The following is a 21,924-nucleotide window of genomic DNA, read 5'->3' as shown; positions in this document are numbered from 1 at the left end:
TTCAAACGGGGAGAATGAAAACCTTAAATAACCAATTATAAACCTAAATTATGATACAACAAAGATAAACATCAAAAAGATAAAAACCAAAATAAACTACCAAAAAGATAGACTTTTTTTTTTACTAAGGAATCAGTACAGCCCTTCCTTTGATCTTACCGTTGCGCATTCGATCATAAACTTCGTTAGCCTGATCAAGCTTAAACTGCTCAACTTCAATATGAATCTTCCTTTGCCTAGCCAAACCTACAACTTCCATAAGCTCAACCCGCGAGCCCCAATATGGGTTTGTCATACTCACACCAAAAGGAAGCCCCGACATATTGTACTGGTAGTGTCCCCCACCTAATCCAACAATTGTCAGGTCACCATCCAAACCAACAACCTTTGTTCCTAGATCTATAGTCGATGTCGCGCCTACAAAGTCAATCACTACTTTAGCTTTTTTAATGCCCGTAATCTTATTGATTTGTTCGGCTGCATTTGCATCCTTCGAATTAACCACATAGGCTGCGCCCAGTTCTTTAGCAAAGGCTAGTTTTTCTTCGGTGACATCACAGGCAATAATTGAACTCGCACTTACTTCATTTAGTATTTGTAAGGCAACATGGCCCAAACCTCCAACTCCGATCACAACCACATACTCATCCGCTGTCAATTTGCCTATCGAACGTTTTATCGCCGAATAAGGAGTAAGTGCCGCATCCGTTAATGGCGCAGCAATGACTGGATCTAAGTCATAAATTGGGACCAGTAAACGCGAAGAAGGGACAAGCATATATTCCGCCATCCCACCATCAAGGCCTAGCCCACCACCATAGGCCATTTCAGACTGGTGATCACAATAATTTTCCTTTGATTGCTGACAGGGCTTACAGTGCCCACAACCCCAAGGGCCATAGACCAGTACCGCGTCTCCTTTTTTATAGTCTTTTACATCCGATCCAACTTCTTCAATCCAGCCCGCATTTTCGTGTCCCAAGGTAAATACCGTACCTACAACGGTCCCCTCATCTATAATGTGGAGATCAGAATGACAAACACCTGCACCACCAATTTTTAGTAATACTTCATCGCCCTTAGGAACGGGCTTCACAAGATCATTCACAACGCGGACATCTTTATGCCCAAAAAAACGTACTGCTTTCATATTGATTTTTTTTTGTTGACTAATAGAAGAACAAATAAGAACGATATATGTTTCAACACATATAAAGACAGCGGCAACATGTAAGTCTTATTTCAAGAAAAAGTATTGCAATCCCCTGATCGTATTATGCTTTTTTTGAAACACTCTCCAAATCATACAAACAGGGATATTGTGATTGGGTAGGCTCAGCTAAACAGGAACAAACTAGAAAAACAAGGGCAGAAAAAGCAATTCAGATGCTAAGAAATAATCAAAAAACGCTTAAAACCGTTTAAAAAAGAGGCATTAACTCCTAGAAAAGAGTTATAAATTAACGGCAAGAATAAATTTGATAGGCAAAGGTATTCAGAATAACATCGTAGACCTTTTACATTTCAGCAATGTCAATTTTCAATAATTGTAACAATACTAGATAAACTTTAAAATTTCGATACCCAAATCACTTGTATCATTTTTAAAGTTTAATTACATTTGCTTTCAAGGATGCAAGGAAAATTCCATCAATATCTATTCGGCGTAGTTTGCGCAATACTTATCAGTTTTGGCTGGTATCATGTGCCAACACCAAATAATATCCCCTCCTGCAATCTTCACGCTGTCAATCACTTCAACAAGCAAGTAAAAAGCGAAGATTATGATACCAAAGTTATTCGCAAAACTAAACGTCCTCGGCATGAAAAATTAAGGGCATATTTTTCAGAAAATGACAATGAAAATGATGACGCGGGAAGTGATTCCAATAGCCCTAACTTATTTGCACTTACCGGGGATGATTTTGGGAATATAATATCGTATATCCATCCTCAATTTCAAAATACACGCACAGCAGTTTCGCTTGCAAATTCCAACCAGCTTACTTCTAGAAAAAACGCTCTCTATATTCATTACAGTGTATTCAGGCTGTGATTTTTTAATAATTTCTTAAAAAAACATCAAAATAGCTTTCAAAATCACTTGGAAGCAGGTCACACTATTGTTCAATTTTTCGAAAATTATTAAAAAACTATTATCATGGTCATGAGAAGCTTTATGTATATAAGCCTATGCCTTATTATTCTATCTACAAGCTGTCAGTCAGAAAAAAAAGACAAAAAAGAAGCTGCAGTTTTCAATGTCACTACTCCTTTGGTCAAGGATACAATCGTCAATAAAGACTATGTCGCCCAAATCCGTTCGATGAACCATATTGAATTACGCGCGCAGGAAAAAGGCTACATTCAATCGATATTTGTCGATGAAGGTCAATTTGTACAAAAAGGACAACCCCTCTTTAAAATCATGCCCAACCTCTATGAGTCCGATGTTAATCGCGCTAAAGCAGAGGTAAAATATGCTGAAATCGAATATCAGAACAGCAAAAATCTGTCCGAAAAAGATATTGTCGCTCCGCAGGAAACTGAAATGGCAAAAGCAAAATATGAAAAAGCCAAAGCTGAGCTAGCCGCGATGAATACTCATCTCAAATTTACGGACATCGTAGCACCGTTTTCCGGAATCGTTGGTAAGCTTCACGTACGTAAAGGAAGTCTTGTCGACGAAGGCGAGTTGATCACAGAGCTGTCCGATAACAGTAAAATGTGGGTTTACTTCAATGTACCCGAAGTGGAATACCTCAATCAAATGGACGAAAAACAAGACAATGGCCCGCTGCATGTACGGTTAAACATGGCTAATGGAAAAGAATTCGGTCATGAGGGTATAGTTGAAACAATTGAATCAGACTTCAATAATGAAACTGGAAATATTGCCTACAGAGCGACTTTTCCGAATCCAAAGGGATTACTGCGTTATGGTGAGACAGGCAATATCGTCATTACATCACCCTATTACAATGCGCTTATGATACCGCAGAAAGCAACATTTGAGGAGCTTGAAAAAAAATATGTTTACGTTATTACAAAAGATAATAAAGTAAAAGCAAGAGAAATAAAAGTTGCTGCCGAACTGCCGCATATCTATGTTGTTTCTTCCGGATTGGGCAAGGATGAAAAGATTCTGCTCAATGGACTTCGCATGGTACAGGAAAACCAGACCATTGAATCCAAATATCAGACTCCGGAGAAAGTCATGTCAAACTTAGATTTATATGCGGAGTAATTAAAAAAGCAACATTATGTTTAAAAAAGTAATACATCGACCGGTATTTGCTATTGTCATATCGGTTGTCATCCTATTTATCGGAGGTTTGGCCATAAAGCAGCTTCCTACAGAGCAATTTCCAAAAATCGCACCGACTACAGTGGCGGTCTCCATTGCCTATCCTGGTGCAAGTGCCGATGTACTTGTAAAATCCTCACTGATTACACTGGAGAATGCAATCAATGGTGTACAAGGAATGCGCTATATCGCTACCGACGCAACCAGCGCCGGTGAAGCGACCGTAAACGTCGTATTTGACCCCGGAACGGATCCCAACGATGCCGTAGTACTGGTCAAAACCCGGGTGGATCAAGTCATGCCACTATTGCCTGAACTTGTTCAAAAGGAAGGAGTCGTCGTCAATCCCATTCAGCCCAGTATGCTGATGTACGTGAATCTTTACAGTACAAATAAAAGCATGGATGAAAAGTTCTTGTACAACTATGCAACGGTAAACATCATTCCTGAAATCAATCGTATTCATGGTATCGCCAAATCACAAATCTTAGGTAGCCGTAGATATGCCATGCGCGTCTGGTTAAATCCCGATCGTATGCGTGCCTATAGCTTATCAGTTGATGAAGTGATGAAAGCGATAGGAGAACAAAGTATCATCGGCCGTCCCGGTCGACTGGGACAAAGCTCGGGTATTGCAGCGCAATCCCTCGAATATGTCCTAACTTATAAAGGACAATACAATACACCTGAAGAATACGACAATATTATCGTTCGCGCAAACGGCGACGGTGAAAACATCAAGTTAAAAGACGTGGCTAAAGTCGAACTGGGAAGTGAATTCTTTGACATCTATTCCAATTTAGACGGGCATCCCTCGGCTTCAATTGTGTTAAAACAGAATTATGGTAGTAATGCCAATGACGTTATTAAAGATGTGAAGGCAAAACTTGCTGAGATGAAAGGTAACTTTCCTCCAGGTATAGACTATAAAATCAGTTATGACGTATCCCAATTCTTGGATGCTTCTATCGAACAGGTGATGCACACCCTACGCGATGCTTTTATTTTAGTTGCCATTGTTGTGTTTATTTTCCTCGGCGATTGGCGTTCGACTTTGATTCCAATCATCGCCGTGCCCGTTTCGCTGATAGGTACATTCTTCGTCATCCAATGGTTCGGTATGTCGATCAACTTAGTGACCTTGTTTGCATTGGTGCTTGCCATCGGGATTGTCGTAGACAATGCCATTGTGGTTATTGAAGCAGTACATGCCAAAATGGAAGAAAGTGCTATATCGCCGTACAGTGCTGTAAAAGAAGTCATGGCCGAAATCGCAGGTGCTATTATCGCTATTACAGCTGTTATGGTGGCCGTTTTTATCCCCATTTCATTTATGACAGGCCCTGTGGGAACATTTTACCGTCAGTTTTCAATTACTATGGCGAGTTCCATCGTGATATCTGCAGTAGTCGCATTAACCCTTACTCCTGTGCTTGCCGCGATGCTCCTTAAAAATAACCATGGTAAACCAAAAAAATCAAACGTATTCACTAAATCGCTCGACCTTTTTAACCGTACTTTTGACAAAATAACGGGCAAATATGCCTCCTTACTTCGTAAAATTGCCAGCCGAAGAGTGATTACATGGGGTATCTTAATAGCATTCTGTGTCGGAATTTTCGTCATTAACAAAACGCTTCCAGGAGGTTTTATACCGAGTGAGGACCAAGGTACAATATATGCCATTATTCAGACTCCTCCAGGATCAACATTGGAACAGACCAATAAGCTTTCCAGAGAGCTCCAAAAGATCTGTCAAGGGGTAGATGGGGTTGAATCCGTCTCATCACTGGCAGGTTATGAAATCATGACCGAAGGCCGTGGATCGAATGCCGGAACCTGTCTTATCAACCTCAAAACCTGGGGTGAACGTGAACACTCCGTTAAAGAGATCATGGAAGAACTTGAAGAAAAATCAAAAAATCTAGGTGCAACAGTTGAATTCTTCGAACCTCCGGCTGTTCCGGGTTTTGGTTCTTCAGGAGGTTTCTCCATGCGCCTGCTGGACCTCAATAGGACAACCGATTACCAAGATTTCGATAAAGTCAATAAAGCTTTTATTGCTGTTCTCAAAAAGCGCAAAGAGTTAACTGGTGTATTCACTTTCTTCGCTGCCAATTACCCGCAATACGAATTGGTATTTGACAATAACGCCGCCATGCAAAAAGGCGTTTCCATTGGTAAAGCCATGGACAACCTCAATATCCTTATCGGTAGTACCTATGAGCAGGGTTTTATCCGTTTCGGTCAATTCTTCAAGGTCTATGTACAATCTTCACCAGAATTTAGAAGGCTACCTTCCGATATCATGAATCTTTACGTCAAAAACGATCATGACCAGATGGTTCCTTATTCGGCCTTTATGACCTTAAAAAAAACACAGGGACCAAATGAAATCACGCGCTACAACATGTACAATTCGGCCGCCATCCGTGGACTTCCGGCAAATGGGTATACAACAGCCGACGCTATTCAGGCAATCAACGAAACCGCAGTTCAAACATTACCACACGGCTATAAAGTTGCCTGGGAGGGCTTGTCCTATGATGAGGCTCAACGCGGAAACGAAGCCGTTTATGTCTTTTTGGTTGTCTTAGTCTTCGTATATCTTGTACTTGCTGCGCAGTACGAAAGCTTCATTATTCCATTTGCGGTATTGTTGTCGCTACCCGTGGGTGTATTTGGATCATTCTTTTTATTAAAGGCAATGGGTCTTGAAAATGACATCTACGCACAGGTCGGGCTGATCATGATTATTGGTTTATTGGGTAAAAATGCGGTGCTTATCGTAGAATTTGCCGTGAAAAGGCGCCAAGCTGGCGATAGCATATTAGAAGCAGCTATTGAGGGCTCAAGAGCGCGTTTCAGACCAATTCTCATGACCTCATTTGCATTTATCGCGGGACTTGTACCACTTGTCTTTGCCAGCGGCGCGGGAGCTATCGGTAACCACACCATAGGTGCCTCAGCACTGGGCGGTATGCTTGTCGGAACAATCTTTGGCGTTATTGTCATTCCCGGACTTTACTACATTTTTGCAAAATTGGCTGACGGAAGAAAAATGATCCAAGCCGAAGAGGAATCACCATTAAGCGAAGACATGATACATTATGAATAAGAATAGATTATATCACTATACAGGTTTTGCACTTTTCTTGCTCAGTCTCGCAGCCTGCAAACCACTGGAAATAAAACAACGTGCCGAAAATAGAACCGTTCCTTATAAATATGGCGATGCCGACAGCGACACCGCGAATACAGGAAAAATAAAATGGAACAGCTATTTCAGCGATCCCAATTTACAAGGACTGATCGGTCAGGCGCTAGCAAACAACCAGGAGCTACATATTATGCTTCAGGAAATTGAAATAGCCAAAAATGAGGTAAGCGCCAAAAAAGGTGAATATCTACCTTCCGTAGGCGTAAAAGTTGGCGCGGGGGTCGACAAAGTAAGTCGCTACACAAACATTGGAGCGATGGAAAAGAATACAGAAATCGAACCCGGACGTGAAATGCCTGAACCGCTATTTGATTTTGGAGTTGGTGTACAGGCACAATGGGAAACAGATATCTGGGGTAAACTTCACAATGCGACCAAAGCGCAGCTGCAACGGTATTTTGCCAGCGTGGAAGGCAAAAACTTTATGGTAACTCACCTAATATCCGAAATTGCAGATTCTTATTATGAACTCCTGGCGCTGGACAACGAACTCCTGGTTATCAATGAGAATGTAAAGATTCAAAACGACGCCCTTGTCGTCGTGAATGACCTGAAGAAAAATGCGCGATCCAATAAATTAGCGGTCAAAAGATTCGAAGCCCAGATATTGAAAACCCAAGGTATGCAATATGATATCAAGCAGAAGATCACAGAAACAGAAAATAGAATAAACTACCTTGTTGGAAGATTCCCGCAGCCGGTTCAAAGAGACCAAGCCTCTTTTGACAAGCTTGTTCCTCAAACCGTCTACACAGGTATTCCCTCGGAGCTATTAGAAAACAGACCCGATATTAAGCAGGCGGAGTATGAACTTGCAGCTTCCAAACTGGATATAAAATCGGCTAAAGCCCGCTTTTACCCATCCTTGGATATTGCTGCTGGTGTAGGGTTTCAGGCCTTTGATCCAACTTATCTCGTTAAGCCGGAATCATTTCTGGCTTCGCTCGTTGGAGAACTTACTGCGCCCCTGATTAACAAACGAGCGATCAAGGCGGCTTACTATAATGCCAATGCACGACAGGTTCAGGCTGTTTACCATTATGAACAGACCATATTGGCTGCATATATTGAAGTTGCAAACCAGCTCTCCAAAATTAAAAATCTGGAGAATGGCCTACAAATTAAGACCAAGGAAGTCGATGCATTAAATGAGTCTATCGGTATTTCCAACGACCTCTTTAAATACGCTCGCGCAGATTATATGGAAGTTCTGCTAACGCAACGCGATGCCCTGGAATCTAAATTTGAGCTCGTTGAGAAGAAGGTCAACCAACTCAAAGCAAGCGTAGCGATATACAGATCCCTAGGAGGCGGATGGGATCATTAATAGCGCACTTTTAATTTTAGTTTTTATATGTTGGGGACTTATCATGTGATAAGTCCCTTTTTATTTTAACAATACACTTACTCCACCACGATTTCTTTCATTTTCTCGTTTCCATAGTATGTCGGGAAATACATTAATTCAGCCTTCGCGGGGTTGACAGTATAAGTCCCGGTATAACGAGGTAAAAGTTCGATCTCAAAGGTATGTGTACCTTTCCCCAGTTTGTTGCAAAAAATGACAACACGATCTTTGAAATGCTCTCGGTGCACCTCGATTCTATAGTATCCATTGTTTTTTGTTTCATAAGAACATCCCGCCGGTATCGGAACTTCAATCTGCACATACTCAGCTTCACCAGTTAATGTTACGCTTGCTTCAAGTTTTACAGGCTTCCCTTCCTTGAGTGCCGCTACCGTAGCACCATTGTCCTTAAATCGCGTTGCCACGGCAAAGCCCTTTTCTTTTTCTACAGCTGGATTGGGATTCCAAAAATTTTGATAAGCCGTCACAAAAGCCGGCCCCGCCCCTTCTTTCCTCACTTTAATCTGCTCATCCGACTTAAAGCTTTGCGTATACGGAAATGCAGTGACGCGTTTGCCATTGATGACCATTACCGGTGCCTGGAAAGATTCACCCTCTTTCAGTACATCAGGAAGAATACTTCGTATGATACGGGAAGATTCGTAGATATTATACCATTGGTTTTGCTGCCGCTGCGAGAAAAAGTAATTACGGATATTTTCTAAATCTGAATCATGACCACCAATTGATTTTAAGACACCATAAGCCAACAATGTATTCTCGGTATTGGTTTCCGTTGGGCGCATAAAAAATCCGCCTTTCTGATCTGTTGTAGTTCCAGAAGTCCAATAGAGCCCACCTAAGACAGCCTTTGACGCGTATTTAAGAACGGTATCTGCAGCATGTGAATCCTTAAGACCCAGTTTTGAAATCAACAGATATTTCAACAGTTTATCCTTGATGGTTTTACTTTTCAGTTTTGTGTCGATTTCGAAGAAATAATCTTTGTAATCAGCTTTAGGATCCAACCGGAGTAGATATATCAAGGAGCTAAACAAATTCTCCTTGGCCCCGTGAAGCTTATCTTTATCCAATAGAACATCCAGCGAAGCCAAGCTGCTTTTCAACATGGTCTTTTCACGTTCTGCATAAATCTCCGTATCGATCTCAACCTGGTAGCCGGCTTCTCGGGCATCCAACAGTACCCCGATCACATAGTTGCTGATCCAGGTCACAGTTTCACTTTTGTTCCACCAACCCCAGCCCTGATTGGAATTTTTGTTTTTCTGTAACTCCTTCAAAAGATCCTTTATTTTCTTATCCTCTGTAAAGGGCTTTCCGATCAATTTTGTCAGCTCTTTTTTGGAAAGTAATGCGCTCAATTTGGAAGCCATCTGTTCATTGCATAGAAATTTATAACGATCGATCGATTCAATTTCCCGTTGTAAAAATTCCAGCGAATTTGCTTCGGCATGCAAGGTGATTTCGCCTAGTGCTGGAGAAGTTTTTAGTAAATATTCTGCGGTACTGTTGAGTACTTTAAAATCTCCTTCATGTTGTTCAAGCCCCTTTTCAAAAATCGGAATGCTACGTTTTTCACCATCAAAATATCCATTTGACAATTCGATCGAATAAGCAAGTTGGACGCTGTCCCCCTGAGCGGCAATAACTGATATAGGATCCCGATAGGACTTCGCAATTTTCAACGTTGCCTCCTGCGTTGTCAGCCCATTGTTGATGGTACGAAAGAGCTGCAAGCTGTCGCTAAGATAATTAACAACCCTTCCCATGGCTGTAAACTGATCACTTCTGATGGCAAATCGGGGAGTCGCCAAATGTGCCGAAACAGCTTTAAAGGATTTGACATTTAGCTCTTTTATGTCGGCGAAATTTTTACTTCCTTTAGCGATAAAGAATGTTCGCCAATTGGTAATATCATCCGGATAGGTCGCTTCAAAATTAACTTTTCCCTGAGCATCGGTAGTTAGCTTTGGCTGCCAGAATGCATCATCGCGGAAGTTCACGCGCATCGTATTTCCAGATTCCAAATAGGGCATATCCACAGCACCTGTCGATGTCGCAGATGCTCCAGCTTTCATCTGAACCATCACCACGCCATTGGCGGCCCGCGCACCGTACAATCCCAGCATAGATTGATCTTTAATCACATTCAATGACGCGATAGTCGATGGATCAAGACTTGAAATATCACCTTCAAAAGGGACCCCGTCCACTAAAATCAATGGTTTTTCATTGGGGGCCGGACTAGCAGCGCCACGAATACGAATCCCTGCTACAGCCCCCTGCAGCATAGCTGAAGTCACCCCATCCATCCTAGCATTGATCGATTTCACTGCCGCAGTCAATGATTGCCTTTTTTGGACGCCATACCCCACAACAACCACTTCATCCAATTGATTTTCGCTTGGCTTTAATTGCACGAAATAATCTTTGCCACTGGAGACTTTGACCGTAGCGGTATTGTACCCTAAAGCAGCAATCTCAAGTACCGTATTTTTGTCATCGGAGAGCTCAAGTTCCACACTACCATCAAAGCTTGTGAAATATCGTTTTTTGGTATCCGGAACACTCACCTTAGCCCCAATTAATGGCGTATCCCCATCATAAACTAAGACCCTGGCGACCTTATTATTCTTTCTCTTCGTTCTAAAATCTTCCCGGTCTATTTTTAAGAGCTGCGGAACAATCTCGTGCTCATGGCTTATAGAATCCCGCAATGGATTTTCTACGGTACGCACAATAATTTCATCACGTACAAGTTTGTAAGCCAATCTTGCCGCTTGGGATGCATTGCTCCATTGAATAGAATCCAGCCGGAGATAATTCTCCCCATTGGCTTTGAGTTTGATTGGCAAACTAAAAGAAGTTGAATCATCCTTTACAATATGCAAAGTAACATCGCCGACTGGAAGATCTCCAAAAGTTCGATGTCCACCGTAAAACAGTCGAAAATACATTCTCTCTTCGACATTCGTCGGTTCAATAAAGATCAATGTAGGCCGAATGCCTTTCTGTTCAACATCATTGCCCAAAGTTAAATTCAATTTAAAAATAGCCTCATTTTTTCCTTTCTTCACCGTAGCAAATTGTGCTAGTCCCGTGCTATTTTGCATGATCTCTTTGAAAGTACGTTCTACGTTTGACTTGATATCCTCCAATGACCATATCTTCTCCTGAAAATCTAAATTTGGCTTGAAATCATACAGATCAATCCGCATAGGATTGCCATCCCAGCTTTTTTGCTTTTGATAATTTTTATAGATGCTATATTGATAGCCCCCCTCAATTTCAAAACGTCCAATTTTCGCTGTGTCAACCATGAGCGTACCTATTTTGGACACACCATTATACATTTCTGTCCTTGGAAATGGTCCCACCATCAGTGGTACAGGAACCTGTGTACGCAAACGACTATCGTAAACGGTTTTTCTTACGGGATTGAGGTAATAGAGATCTCCAGCTGTCTGGATATATGCTGGTCTCTCAATCAACACATTATTATTGGGTAATTGCCAGGCTCCAAAATTGTTGGTTACTGTAATCAACTGGCGCTTCAATTCAGTCAATTCATTAGTGTAGAGCTTACCACGTTCTTCTTTAGGTAATTGGTAAACCAAAATCTGGCCTTTACTGAATGCTTTTTCGGGGTAGGTAAAACCAATCGTATCCTGTGAGGCATTAAAGGAAACAATGATCTTTTTTCCCTTTTCAATATAAAAGCCACTTACACGAATGTCGCGATCCTTGGTCCTAAATCTAAAATCATGCTGACCCGGAGCAACTTCAAAAATACTGCTGTTGTTTTGCTGCTCTTGCTTAGCATAAGTCAGCACGCCGTCTATCCATACCAAATGTATCCCCTGCACCACACCATTTACAACGACATAAGGGGAAATCTGGCTCTTGACAGCATCTAAAGGAAGAGACTCCTGATAATAATCTTTGGGATATAAAAACCGATAAAAAGCCATCGTATCCAACTGCATGTCTTTAGACCATTTTGCCCAATTTTGAAGAGCTCCCTGATGTGCCTTCTCATCATCATCCAAACTAAAATTAAGATTTTGTGAGACTTTTGCCCTTCGCATCAGACCACCCATAGTAATATTTGGAGCGGTTGCTGACCTAAATTTTGAGGTAAAACCATAGGCCGTAATATCAACATCCTTCAAAGGTTTACCATTCTTATCCGTAACCGAAAGTTCCACGTCAGCCTTCTGCCCCGGATAAACTGTCGTCGCCGTGTTGACTGCCAAATTTAAATTCTTCTCCACATAGGGTAATTCTTCCTGGATAACTTTTGATTTTCCTCCAAAAAGATAGGTGATTTCCATGCTATACCCGTCTTTTCCACGGGCTAAAAATTTACTATTTAACGTGGTATGATAACCCGAAGCAATCGTACGACCAGCACGATGGACACGATACCAAAATGGAATCATAGCGGGATTATTGACATGCAATATCACCGAATCCGCAGTTCGATAAAACCGATAATTCAGTTGTGCCTGTTCTTGATCCTCTAAATATACACTTTTACTCAATCCATTCGACTTGACAACAATTTCTTCAGCCTGCCAGGGTATAGAAACCAAATTAGGTAAACTCAAATTTTCAGTCTTCAGCATTTCGCGATGTTCACCTAATATCATTAGCTGAGCAGTTGTTGGCATCGCAACACCTTTTTCGAAATACTTCAGCTCTGCATGCCCGTCTTTTACAGCAATACGAATTTCTTTTTCGCTGTTGAGTATATTGAGATCGAGACTTCGTTCAATTCTTTCATTATCTGAACTTAGATAAGTGCCAATAGCCCGAAATGTAAGACCAATGTCAGCCGGAAAAATTGAATCGGGTAATACAATTTCCTTTTCCGCCACATCTGCGAGAGAAACGCTCGTTTGCCATAAAGTATCTGGAATAAAATTAACCTTATTGGCTTTTACATCAAGCGTATAAAGTGGACTTGTCACAACACGCAAATCTACTTTCCCATCATATATGGGCATTTCATTTTCATTTAAAGCTTTTAGTTTCAGTCGCACACTGTCCCCTTTAGCATATTTCGTCTTTTCGGACGTCATATTAAAACTTAGGCTTTTTAACTCATAATCTTCATATCGGAAAGACTGTTGATGCAAGACGACTTTGGTTTTTGTAGATTCCAAAGAGATCCCATAATCTTTATCAAGGATAAGGCCAAGCCCCTTCAAATTAAATTCAAAGGTGTACATTCCCGGACGATAGGGAGCAAGTCGGGTCAAAACGGTATCTTTGGCATACCCATATCCACCTGTCAGACGTACGGCAATAGAATCACGGTAAGGTTTCCATTTTTCTTCCTCAAGATAAGCTTTAAATTTAACCTGCTCATTTGGCTTATACATTGGCTTGTTAAAAACCATAAAGCTTTCTGTCTGTTCAGTTTCCTGTTTATGAAAGAACCTCTTAATCTTAAACTTTGTTCTAAGCAAGCTATTTTTGATCCCTTTCCATAATGGAACCCTGTCTTTGTAAGGCCAACTCCGCTCTACACTCAGGTAATGATAGACACCCTTATGTTCAATACTGACAATATCGTCATTATTTGCATTGGCAACTTTATAGTAATGAAACTTCTTATCGAATGACATGCGACGTCCCTTCACTTTTACTTGTGCATCTTTTATAATCGTTCCCAGCGAATCGTATAGACAAATCGCAAAAGTTTCTGCTGGGATAATCTTGACATATAGGTTATCACTAATCAATTCCTGATAGATGAGATCAGCTCCACTGGCGCGGACCTGGACATAATTACCAGGAGGTAAAGTCGGCTGTGGACTTCCGGCCTTATACTTAAGAAAAAAATCGCTGAGCATAGTTTCATCGAATTTCTTCTCTCCCAAGTGAATTTTTCTTAGAACTTCTGGGCTCAGTTTATAAATATAATAGTCAGAAGATCCACGCGGACTATTGAATAAGGTCGATTGCCCACAAAGGACCACGGAATACAGAACAGCTAAAAAGCATACAACAATTGATTTCCATTTCATGTTTAAGATACTGGCTAAATTCTTTTAAAATAGATAAATTTACCTAAAGCCAAGTACTAGATTCTTTCATCCGGCACTTCAACTTTCGTGCAGGGATGCGAAGAATATCAAAATTCCATAAACGAAGAAAAAAAAATTATAACTTCAACCTACTTTTGACCGAATTTACAACTTCTGTATCCGAGGGGAAGTCACCAGCTCCCGAACCGGAGGAACGATTCACCAAAGGCGGCTCCTCACCATATAGAGTATCGCGGGCAATGACTACCTTCTTGTCGAGATCTACATAGCTAATGATATAATTGCGCTGATAAGCTTTATCTCTTTGGCCGATTTTATTAACATACTCACCTTTTTCCTGCATGTCCATCGCTATCATAACAATGCCTTTGACAGCATCACCGGGATAATTATCTATTGTTCCCAATGCCTCGTTCCATTTTTCCTTATAAGTTATTCCCAAATCACCGGCACCGCCATTTTCAAGAATTAGACAGCTCTTCCCCCAGTCTACTGTGGACAATTGTACTGGATATTTATAAATAGCGGTATGATCGCCAAAACCTGCTAAAATTCGGGAAGATAATTGTTCTGATTTTTCCTGATCCGCCTCCATATTTCCCAAAAGACGGTAAGCCCATATACCGATACCAATTGCTGCAACCAATACCAGGCCTACAAAAGTGAATATTGCTTTCTTATTTCCCATAGTTCTATTTTATTTAATTAATTACCAATCAAATATACTTAGTCTATATGCTCATTTTCACCCTTTTTACAATTCGCTTGACCTGCTTTATTATTTGCTGCGCTTGCGTAAATAAACGTTATAAAAAAAACAAATACTCGAACCTTTGCAGTCCAAGTTTTCAACAACATGAGATAATAAGAACTGCCACTATTTTATTTTTATCATAAATCGATAATTCATACTGACACATAGCTGTCACCCTGTGATTATATCTTTGTTTAACCTTAGTAGGAAAAGAAAAATATTAAACGAAAAAACAATTCCAGTGCGAAGGCTATTAGTAGGATAACTAATCGAATTTTAAATTATTACAGTAAAAAACATGGAAACATTACCACAATTAAAAGAAGAATTAGCGAATGAATATCAAATTACAAAAAACTTTATCGCACTTTTTCCTGAAGGCAAGAATGAATATGTCCCACATGAAAAAAGCATGAAAATGATGCGTCTGGCAACCCACTTAGTCGAAGTTTTCGAATGGCCAAGTACCATTTTAAAGACTTCAGAACTTGACTTTGCCAAAAGTGCTTATGTGCCAACAAGTCTATTGACCCGGGATGATCTCTTAAAAAAATTAGACGAAGATTACGAAGCCGGAAAAAAGGCTTTAGAAACAGCTAAGGAGGAAGACTTAATTCCAAGCTGGACCATTAAAAATGACGGCCATGAACTGGCAAGCTGGAGCAAATACGGTGCTATTCGTCACTCATTAAACCAGATTACACATCACAGGGCACAATTAGGTGTTTACTATAGACTCAATGATATTCCCCTTCCAGCAAGTTATGGCCCCTCTGCCGATTCACTGAATTTCTAAAAAGCTAGCTGCTGAAATGAACATACGACATCTAGATGTCGTATGTTCATTCACGCCGGACAATAGGTATGTGCGACAACACCACCTGGAAAAACCTGCGCGTGCATAAGCTTTAGTTCACAGGGTTTGGAAAGACCGTCAAAGATGGGCAGCCCAGTACCCAATGCAATTGGATGTGTGATCAAATGATACTCGTCAATTAATCCGGTTTCAATTAAACTTCGCATAAATTCAGCTCCGCCATGCGCCAATATTGGCTTCCCAGATTCTGCTTTTAGTGCTTTAATTCCTTCAATGAGACCTGCATCAAAAACCCGGGCATTCATCCAAGAGGAATTCGCAGGAAGCTTTGTATTGTTTGCGAAATCTTTTGTTTTGGGATGATAGCCCTCTTTTGTAAAGACAGCTTTAGGGATTTCATTCATTGCTGCCGCAAAAGGATTTGTCGAAGCAGGCCAATAGGAAGCCATTACTTCAAAGGTCTTTCGACCCATTAGATGAATGCCGGCAGATTCACAAATATTTAAAACCCATGCGCTAGAATGATCGTCGCCACTTTTAAACATCCAATCAAGTTCACCGTGGATGCCCGCAACAAATCCATCGATGGAAATAGACATTTTCATTATTAATTTCCGCATAACAAAAACTTTAGTTTTCAATAAAACAAATCCAATTTAAAATTGGGTTACTGTCTCTCAAAATTAAACCATTTCATTCGACGTACAGCGGGGACAAACCGTCAATATAGAAGGGCAATTACGACAGTCCTTTTTTCTGCCCCTTACCCTCCTCAAGGGTAAGCATAAAATCTAAATAGTGCTTTTTCTTCGCGAAATGCTGATCATCCAATAACTTTTTATAGACCGAGATGGCATTAAAAAGAATTTGAAGATTATCCTCATTGTAACGATCTACATTAAAATATATTAATTCCCTATTGATATATGTGTCCAATGACGTAAGCAACGTATCATCCAATTCGTCTTTGCTTCCAGGAAGTGCCATAAGTGTTGCCAGTTTCTTTTTTAACTCCCCTTCCATAGGTTTGACGTCTCGCAACCTAGCCTCAATATCTGCGAAAGGCAAAGTCTGAAATATAAACCGGGTGTTCTCCGTCATGTCAGCATAAAGTTTTTGTGCCTCTTCATAATTTTTATCGAAAAAAGCAAAATCATAATATCTCCGTTCAAACTCTTCACACATCCCCTGGTTATCCGCTAAGCGTGCAAAATAAGAGTGGATCTGTTGGTTATAGAGGGTAATTTTATGCTCCGTAGCTACAATATTATCTTCAATTTTCCCCAGTAATTCGAAGGCATCCGCAGCACGATATTTTATACCATCGTAGTCAAACGACTTTAACTTTAATTCGCCTTTGCCGATTGCTTCAACGACATACTTATCATTTTTCAGGCTATTAAGTTCATATAATGCGTCAACTCTACTATCGGCAAATAATTCATCAAAAGTCGGCTTTGGCTGATCCTGAAAAATTGGCGTTTCACCTTTTCGTACAGGATGATTGTAGTCATAGAAATCATTGAATCTTTGATCAACAGCATACTTGTTCATCCGATTTTCAAAATCCGCACTGAAAGATGCTATTTCTAACAGCGAAGGAGGATGTTGATACTGTACCTGCGCAAACAACTTGTCCGAAATCTGGTTTGTTACCGCAGCACGATCAGCTAGCAATTCAATAGCAGGTGCGTTGTTGATTTCTTTCTTGACAATATTAAGCTGCTGTAATGCCTTTACCCGATCTTCATCCGACGGATGAGATGACCATTGATCTTCAAGATTTAATTTCGATTTATCATATTTTTTTAAAGTCGCTAATTCGATCTGGGGAAAACCATTTCGCACTTGATATCTATTGCGTTCCGCAAACAGGAGCATGACATAGCGATGCTCGGGATAAATATTGCGACTGCGGATATTTTCAGAAAATTTGCTATCATAGAAGGTAAGCACATTATTTAGTGCATGATTTGCAAAACTCAAGCGCAGCAGCGAATCAGCCAAAGCCTGGGAACCGGCAACATGTGCCGCAATCTCATCCGCATGAAATTCCATCTCTCTCGATAATGCCAAATAATTGAGATTTACATATTCGTAAAGATGCTTCAAAATATGCTGAATCTGTTGGATAATAAACACTGATATGCCAATAAAAATCGCAGTGTACCCACTGATGTTGCCCCATTTATCAAACATATTATCCAGCGATTCATTCTTATACAGCATATTGTAGATAATCTGATTAACATGGTAAACATAGCTACCCACTTTCATGCTCTTTTGTGAGAAGTGTCCAAACTCGTGTGCAAGAATAGCCTTTAATTCCTGTTGAGTAACTGCATTCACCAGCCCCACACCAATCTGAAGATTTTTCTTAATGGGTAAAAACATACTCCAAAAACTAGAGTCATAGAATACAGATGCATTGACCTCATGCGATAGAAAAACTTTCTTTGGAAAGCTGGTATCAACTTCTTTTACGACCTCATGAATAAGTGCGAATAATTGTGGTTCGTCGCGCTCATATATCTGCGTAAGATGTCCCGTATCAACTTTTGTTGACGCAAAAACAAATTTTAATAAAAAGAACAGTATAGTCAGACCTGTAGCGAGTAAGCCCAAACATAAAATTGCAGTGTAAAACATGGGCTTGGCTGTGAAAATCATTATTCCAAGTATGGTAAAACCAACTGTAATACCTATTGCGAAAAGCAGCAGAATAACATAAGTAATCGCAAACACAACAATAGATAAAATTGTTTTACGCGCGTGTTTCCTAAAGTTTGTAGATACTTGTACCTTCATAAATTGTTTATAAAGCAAGGATAATTGACTATATAAATCTAAAAAATAAAATCCACTTGCCTATAAGTTTACAGCAAACCAACTTTGCAAACTTATCCGATAAAATACCAATAAATGCATTATGCCTCAAACCCACGTACATCTTAAATTGCTAATAACCTTTTTGTAAAGAAACCTCATTGAGCAAAGGTCGCCCGTCAACCATTCTTCGATAGTTATCCACCACTTGTAAGACGGAAGAGCCAATATTTGTCCTACTCGCAACATGCGGGGTTATCACAATGGATGGGCAATCCCAAAAGGGATGATCTTGCGGTAATGGTTCTTGATGAAATACATCCAGATATGCTTCGGCAATTTTCTTTCCATCAATTGCATCCAACAAATCACTTTCCACGAGATGTTCCCCTCGACCAACGTTCACGAGTACAGTTTCTTTTGGGCACAAATTGAACAAATCACAACTTAGAATTCCCTTTGTTGCATCGGTCAATGGTAGGATATTAACCATAAAATCCGTGTCTTCAAGGGCAGAACGAAGTCTTTTCATTCCAGTAAACGAATTCACTCCCTTAAGATTTTTAGGTGAATTAGCCCACCCATTTACGTTGAATCCCAATTGGACCAACCTTTCAGCCACATAACCACCAATTTCGCCTAATCCTAAGATAGTAACTCTGGTTTCACCAATTGATTTGTATAGCAAGGGCTGCCAATGTTTCTTTTCTTTTTCGTTTATATAAGCCGAAAACTTCTTCATCGAATGCATCAAGCAAGTCAAAACATGTTCAAACATATCGCTTTTCAACATGGGATCGATAATCCTACAAATGCGGAGATGGGATGAAATACTTTTGGGAAAAAGGTGATCTATTCCGGCGCCCCCAGACTGGATAACTTTTAAGTTTGGAAAATGAGTGTAATAATCTGCTTCAGGTTTCCAACAAAGCGCAAATTCGACCGCATCATAATTTTCAATCTCAGGGAAGATCTCCACCTTTATTTCAGGTAAATATTTATTGATTTCTACCTTCCACTCCTCGGCCCTGGCCCTATTCAGTATTAATGCTATACTCATGTTTTGTTGGTTTACACGAAAATAACATTTTATGCCGATCTATCGTTTGCTTTCTTGGGGATTCTTAGTCTTACGTTTTCAAAAAATTTTGTGATGATTTCCTTTATTTAGACAAAACAGTGGGCTAGCTGTCTGTCCAAATTAGCTGAAACAATCGATTCTATTAAAAAACAAAGTTTAGAATCTATTTTAATCGTAAATTGGTGGAGGACATCCATAAACGCAGATTCAGATGGCACTCAAAAACCGAATTATCCTAATAAGCCTAATCATTTTTAAATTCATTATGCAATACCAGTTGATTAGCCCAACCTACGAATTGCAGCGCGATGAATTCTTACATATAGATCAAGCAAACCATTTAGCTTGGGGCTACCTTTCCGTACCACCATTAACATCGTGGATTTCCTATCTCATCAAAATACTTGGCAATTCTGTCTTTTGGATCAAGTTTTTCCCGGCACTTTTCGGAGCCTTAACGATTCTTATCGTTTGGAAAACAATAGAATCGCTGAAAGGAAATCTATTTGCACAGTTCTTTGGAAGCTGTTGTATTATGTTTTCTGTACTATTCCGTTTGAATGGTTTATATCAACCTAATTCATTTGATGTCTTATGTTGGACCTCCATATATTACTGTATAATAAAATATTTAAACAACAGACAATCCAAGTGGTTATTTTATATGGCTATTGTTTTTGCGCTTGGATTTCTAAATAAATATAACATCGTATTTCTCATCTTGGGCTTGATCCCCGCAGTCGCATTGGTTCCGGAGCGAAAAATATTTACAGAAAAAAAGCTATATTACGGAATACTCATCGCCATACTAATTATCCTTCCCAATATAATATGGCAATACAAAAATAACTTTCCTGTATTTGTTCATTTCAAAGAACTTCAAGATACGCAACTTGTCCATGTTAACCAATGGAGCTTCATACGTTCTCAATTTTTGTTTTTTTTCGGGACCTTTCCCGTCCTCATTTTTGGATTATATGCACTGCTGAAACATCCTGCATTTAAAACATATCGTCTGTTCTTCTACTCATTCTTTATCACCCTTGGAATCTTCTTATTTCTAAGAGCGAAAGATTATTATGCAATAGGTCTTTACCCTATATATTTTGCTTTTGGCGCAGTTTATATTTCATCACTTTTGGAAAATAAAACCGGTCAGATTTTAAAACCTATTTTGATCGCTTTAACTGCGATCCTATTTCTTCCGGTCTATAATATTGCATTTCCCAATAGAAATCCGGCATATTTTGTGAACCATCCCGATAAATACAGAAAGTATGGTATGTTGACCTGGGAGGACGGTAAAGAGCATCCGCTCCCGCAAGATTTTGCGGATATGTTGGGATGGCAAGAACTTGCACGCAAAGTCGATAGTCTCTATGACCAAATACCTAGATCGGAAAATACGCTGGTACTTTGCGACAATTATGGGCAGGCCGGCGCCATAAACTACTATTCCAAACGCGGAATTAAGGCTGTTTCATTCAATGCTGACTACATCAATTGGTTTGATTTGAATAAACCATACCGCAATGTTATTCGAATTAAAGATCGCTGGGAACGAGAAAGAGAACTAGCAATAACAAGTCCTTTCTTCGGCAAATCAATATTGGCCGACTCCATTACAAATAGCTACGCCAGGGAATATGGCACAGTAATCTTCACTTTTATTCATGCAAAAATCAATATCAATGAACGTATCTCCAAAGAGATCGCATCAGAAAAAACAGCGAAGAAACTTCCTTTGTAAATAGATCATTTTTTAAGCGATTAAGCTAATTCCAGTCTATTTTTTTATTAAAAAATAGTATATTTAATTCAATAGCCAAAGGCTTCCAGCGCAAATGATACTTATCGTATATCTTCTGGTATCATAACTACGCCATGGAGCTTAACACCAAATTAACAGGATAATTATGCGCTTTTTGAATTTCTTGAAAGGACAAAGTAATTTGAGACAGATTGACGTTAGTGAAGACGATGATTTTGTAGATTTACAGCTGACCGTCACAAAATACTGGAAAGATGACGACGAACATCATATTGTCCAAGCTAAGGGGCTTTGGGGTAGAGAGATAGTTGGTTTGGCAATCGCCTTTCGTCCCGACATGAAATTGGGCATTGTCGATACCGAAGTCGATAAACAAAGGTTTTATCGCGAAGGGATCAATTTCTATTCGATTGGCAAATTAAGTGACAATTTTACCAAAGCCTTAAATAGCCTCTTTAAAATTGATGGTACATCCTTTAAAATGCACGATAATATTGGATCGACCGCCTTTATCGTCAGTGGGCACCCGGAATATTTTGATGAAGAATATATTAAAGCTAAAGTTTTCTTTGACGACGGAAATGAAAAACATCATTACGCGGAATGGTATGTCAACATCGATTTAAAACACAATATTCTCGAACTTCGAGAAAAAGACCCCGGATATAGAAAAAACATCATTAGTATCTTGACAAATGTTTAAATTTGAGCGTGAATCCGTCA

Annotated in this window: 13 protein-coding genes and 1 pseudogene; 8 read left to right on the top strand and 6 right to left on the bottom strand. The window is 39.9% G+C overall.

Annotated features, from left to right (window positions below):
* Window positions 1-124 precede the first annotated feature (124 nt).
* A complete protein-coding gene (locus tag B3600_RS14210) occupies window positions 125-1,150 on the bottom strand; it encodes an NAD(P)-dependent alcohol dehydrogenase (protein WP_286753363.1) in 1,026 nt (341 codons plus the stop codon).
* Between the two features lie 140 nt (window positions 1,151-1,290).
* Here B3600_RS14210 and B3600_RS25595 point away from each other — a divergent pair.
* The 5 genes and pseudogenes from B3600_RS25595 to B3600_RS14190 all read left to right on the top strand — a co-directional run.
* Window positions 1,291-1,425, top strand: a pseudogene (locus B3600_RS25595) (YdeI/OmpD-associated family protein); the annotation flags it as partial.
* 208 nt (window positions 1,426-1,633) lie between these two features.
* The gene (locus tag B3600_RS14205; RefSeq protein ID WP_046675088.1) at window positions 1,634-2,056 is read left to right on the top strand and encodes a hypothetical protein; all 423 of its coding nucleotides are present in this window, start codon (window positions 1,634-1,636) and stop codon (window positions 2,054-2,056) included.
* Between the two features lie 105 nt (window positions 2,057-2,161).
* Window positions 2,162-3,247 (top strand): efflux RND transporter periplasmic adaptor subunit, encoded by a 1,086-nt coding sequence (locus tag B3600_RS14200; protein ID WP_286753362.1) that lies wholly within the window; start codon window positions 2,162-2,164, stop codon window positions 3,245-3,247.
* A 16-nt stretch (window positions 3,248-3,263) separates the two neighbouring features.
* On the top strand, window positions 3,264-6,425 hold the full coding sequence (locus tag B3600_RS14195) for an efflux RND transporter permease subunit (protein ID WP_286753361.1): 3,162 nt from the start codon (window positions 3,264-3,266) through the stop codon (window positions 6,423-6,425).
* A complete protein-coding gene (locus B3600_RS14190) occupies window positions 6,418-7,854 on the top strand; it encodes a TolC family protein (RefSeq protein ID WP_046675085.1) in 1,437 nt (478 codons plus the stop codon). Before B3600_RS14195 ends, B3600_RS14190 begins: the two co-directional genes overlap by 8 nt.
* Window positions 7,855-7,931: 77 nt before the next feature.
* Here the strand turns inward: B3600_RS14190 and B3600_RS14185 are convergent, their stop codons facing one another.
* Together B3600_RS14185 and B3600_RS14180 are read right to left on the bottom strand one after the other, a co-directional pair.
* The gene (locus tag B3600_RS14185; protein WP_286753360.1) at window positions 7,932-13,931 is read right to left on the bottom strand and encodes an alpha-2-macroglobulin family protein; all 6,000 of its coding nucleotides are present in this window, start codon (window positions 13,929-13,931) and stop codon (window positions 7,932-7,934) included.
* 136 nt (window positions 13,932-14,067) lie between these two features.
* Window positions 14,068-14,640: a hypothetical protein gene (locus tag B3600_RS14180; protein ID WP_286753359.1), complete on the bottom strand. Its 573-nt coding sequence runs from the start codon at window positions 14,638-14,640 to the stop codon at window positions 14,068-14,070.
* Window positions 14,641-15,004: 364 nt separating this feature from the next.
* Here B3600_RS14180 and B3600_RS14175 point away from each other — a divergent pair, with 364 nt between their 5' ends.
* Window positions 15,005-15,502, top strand: coding sequence for a DinB family protein (locus B3600_RS14175; RefSeq protein ID WP_046675081.1), 498 nt, complete (start codon window positions 15,005-15,007; stop codon window positions 15,500-15,502).
* A 50-nt stretch (window positions 15,503-15,552) separates the two neighbouring features.
* Here B3600_RS14175 and B3600_RS14170 read toward each other — a convergent pair whose 3' ends face one another.
* The 3 genes from B3600_RS14170 to B3600_RS14160 form a co-directional block, all read right to left on the bottom strand.
* The gene (locus tag B3600_RS14170) at window positions 15,553-16,143 is read right to left on the bottom strand and encodes a dihydrofolate reductase family protein (protein ID WP_159333213.1); all 591 of its coding nucleotides are present in this window, start codon (window positions 16,141-16,143) and stop codon (window positions 15,553-15,555) included.
* Window positions 16,144-16,261: 118 nt separating this feature from the next.
* Window positions 16,262-18,331, bottom strand: a complete 2,070-nt coding sequence (locus tag B3600_RS14165; protein WP_286753358.1) for a M48 family metallopeptidase — start codon at window positions 18,329-18,331, stop codon at window positions 16,262-16,264.
* Between the two features lie 151 nt (window positions 18,332-18,482).
* Window positions 18,483-19,409, bottom strand: a complete 927-nt coding sequence (locus B3600_RS14160) for a 2-hydroxyacid dehydrogenase (RefSeq protein ID WP_046675078.1) — start codon at window positions 19,407-19,409, stop codon at window positions 18,483-18,485.
* Between the two features lie 232 nt (window positions 19,410-19,641).
* Here B3600_RS14160 and B3600_RS14155 point away from each other — a divergent pair, with 232 nt between their 5' ends.
* Window positions 19,642-21,180, top strand: a complete 1,539-nt coding sequence (locus tag B3600_RS14155) for an ArnT family glycosyltransferase (RefSeq protein WP_070566930.1) — start codon at window positions 19,642-19,644, stop codon at window positions 21,178-21,180.
* Between the two features lie 166 nt (window positions 21,181-21,346).
* A complete protein-coding gene (locus B3600_RS14150; RefSeq protein WP_046675076.1) occupies window positions 21,347-21,904 on the top strand; it encodes a hypothetical protein in 558 nt (185 codons plus the stop codon).
* The last annotated feature ends 20 nt before the right edge of the window (window positions 21,905-21,924 follow it).

Source organism: Sphingobacterium sp. UBA2480, assembly GCF_002341965.1.
GTDB classification, from domain to species: domain Bacteria; phylum Bacteroidota; class Bacteroidia; order Sphingobacteriales; family Sphingobacteriaceae; genus Sphingobacterium; species Sphingobacterium multivorum.
This window is presented reverse-complemented; position numbering and strand designations above follow the sequence as displayed.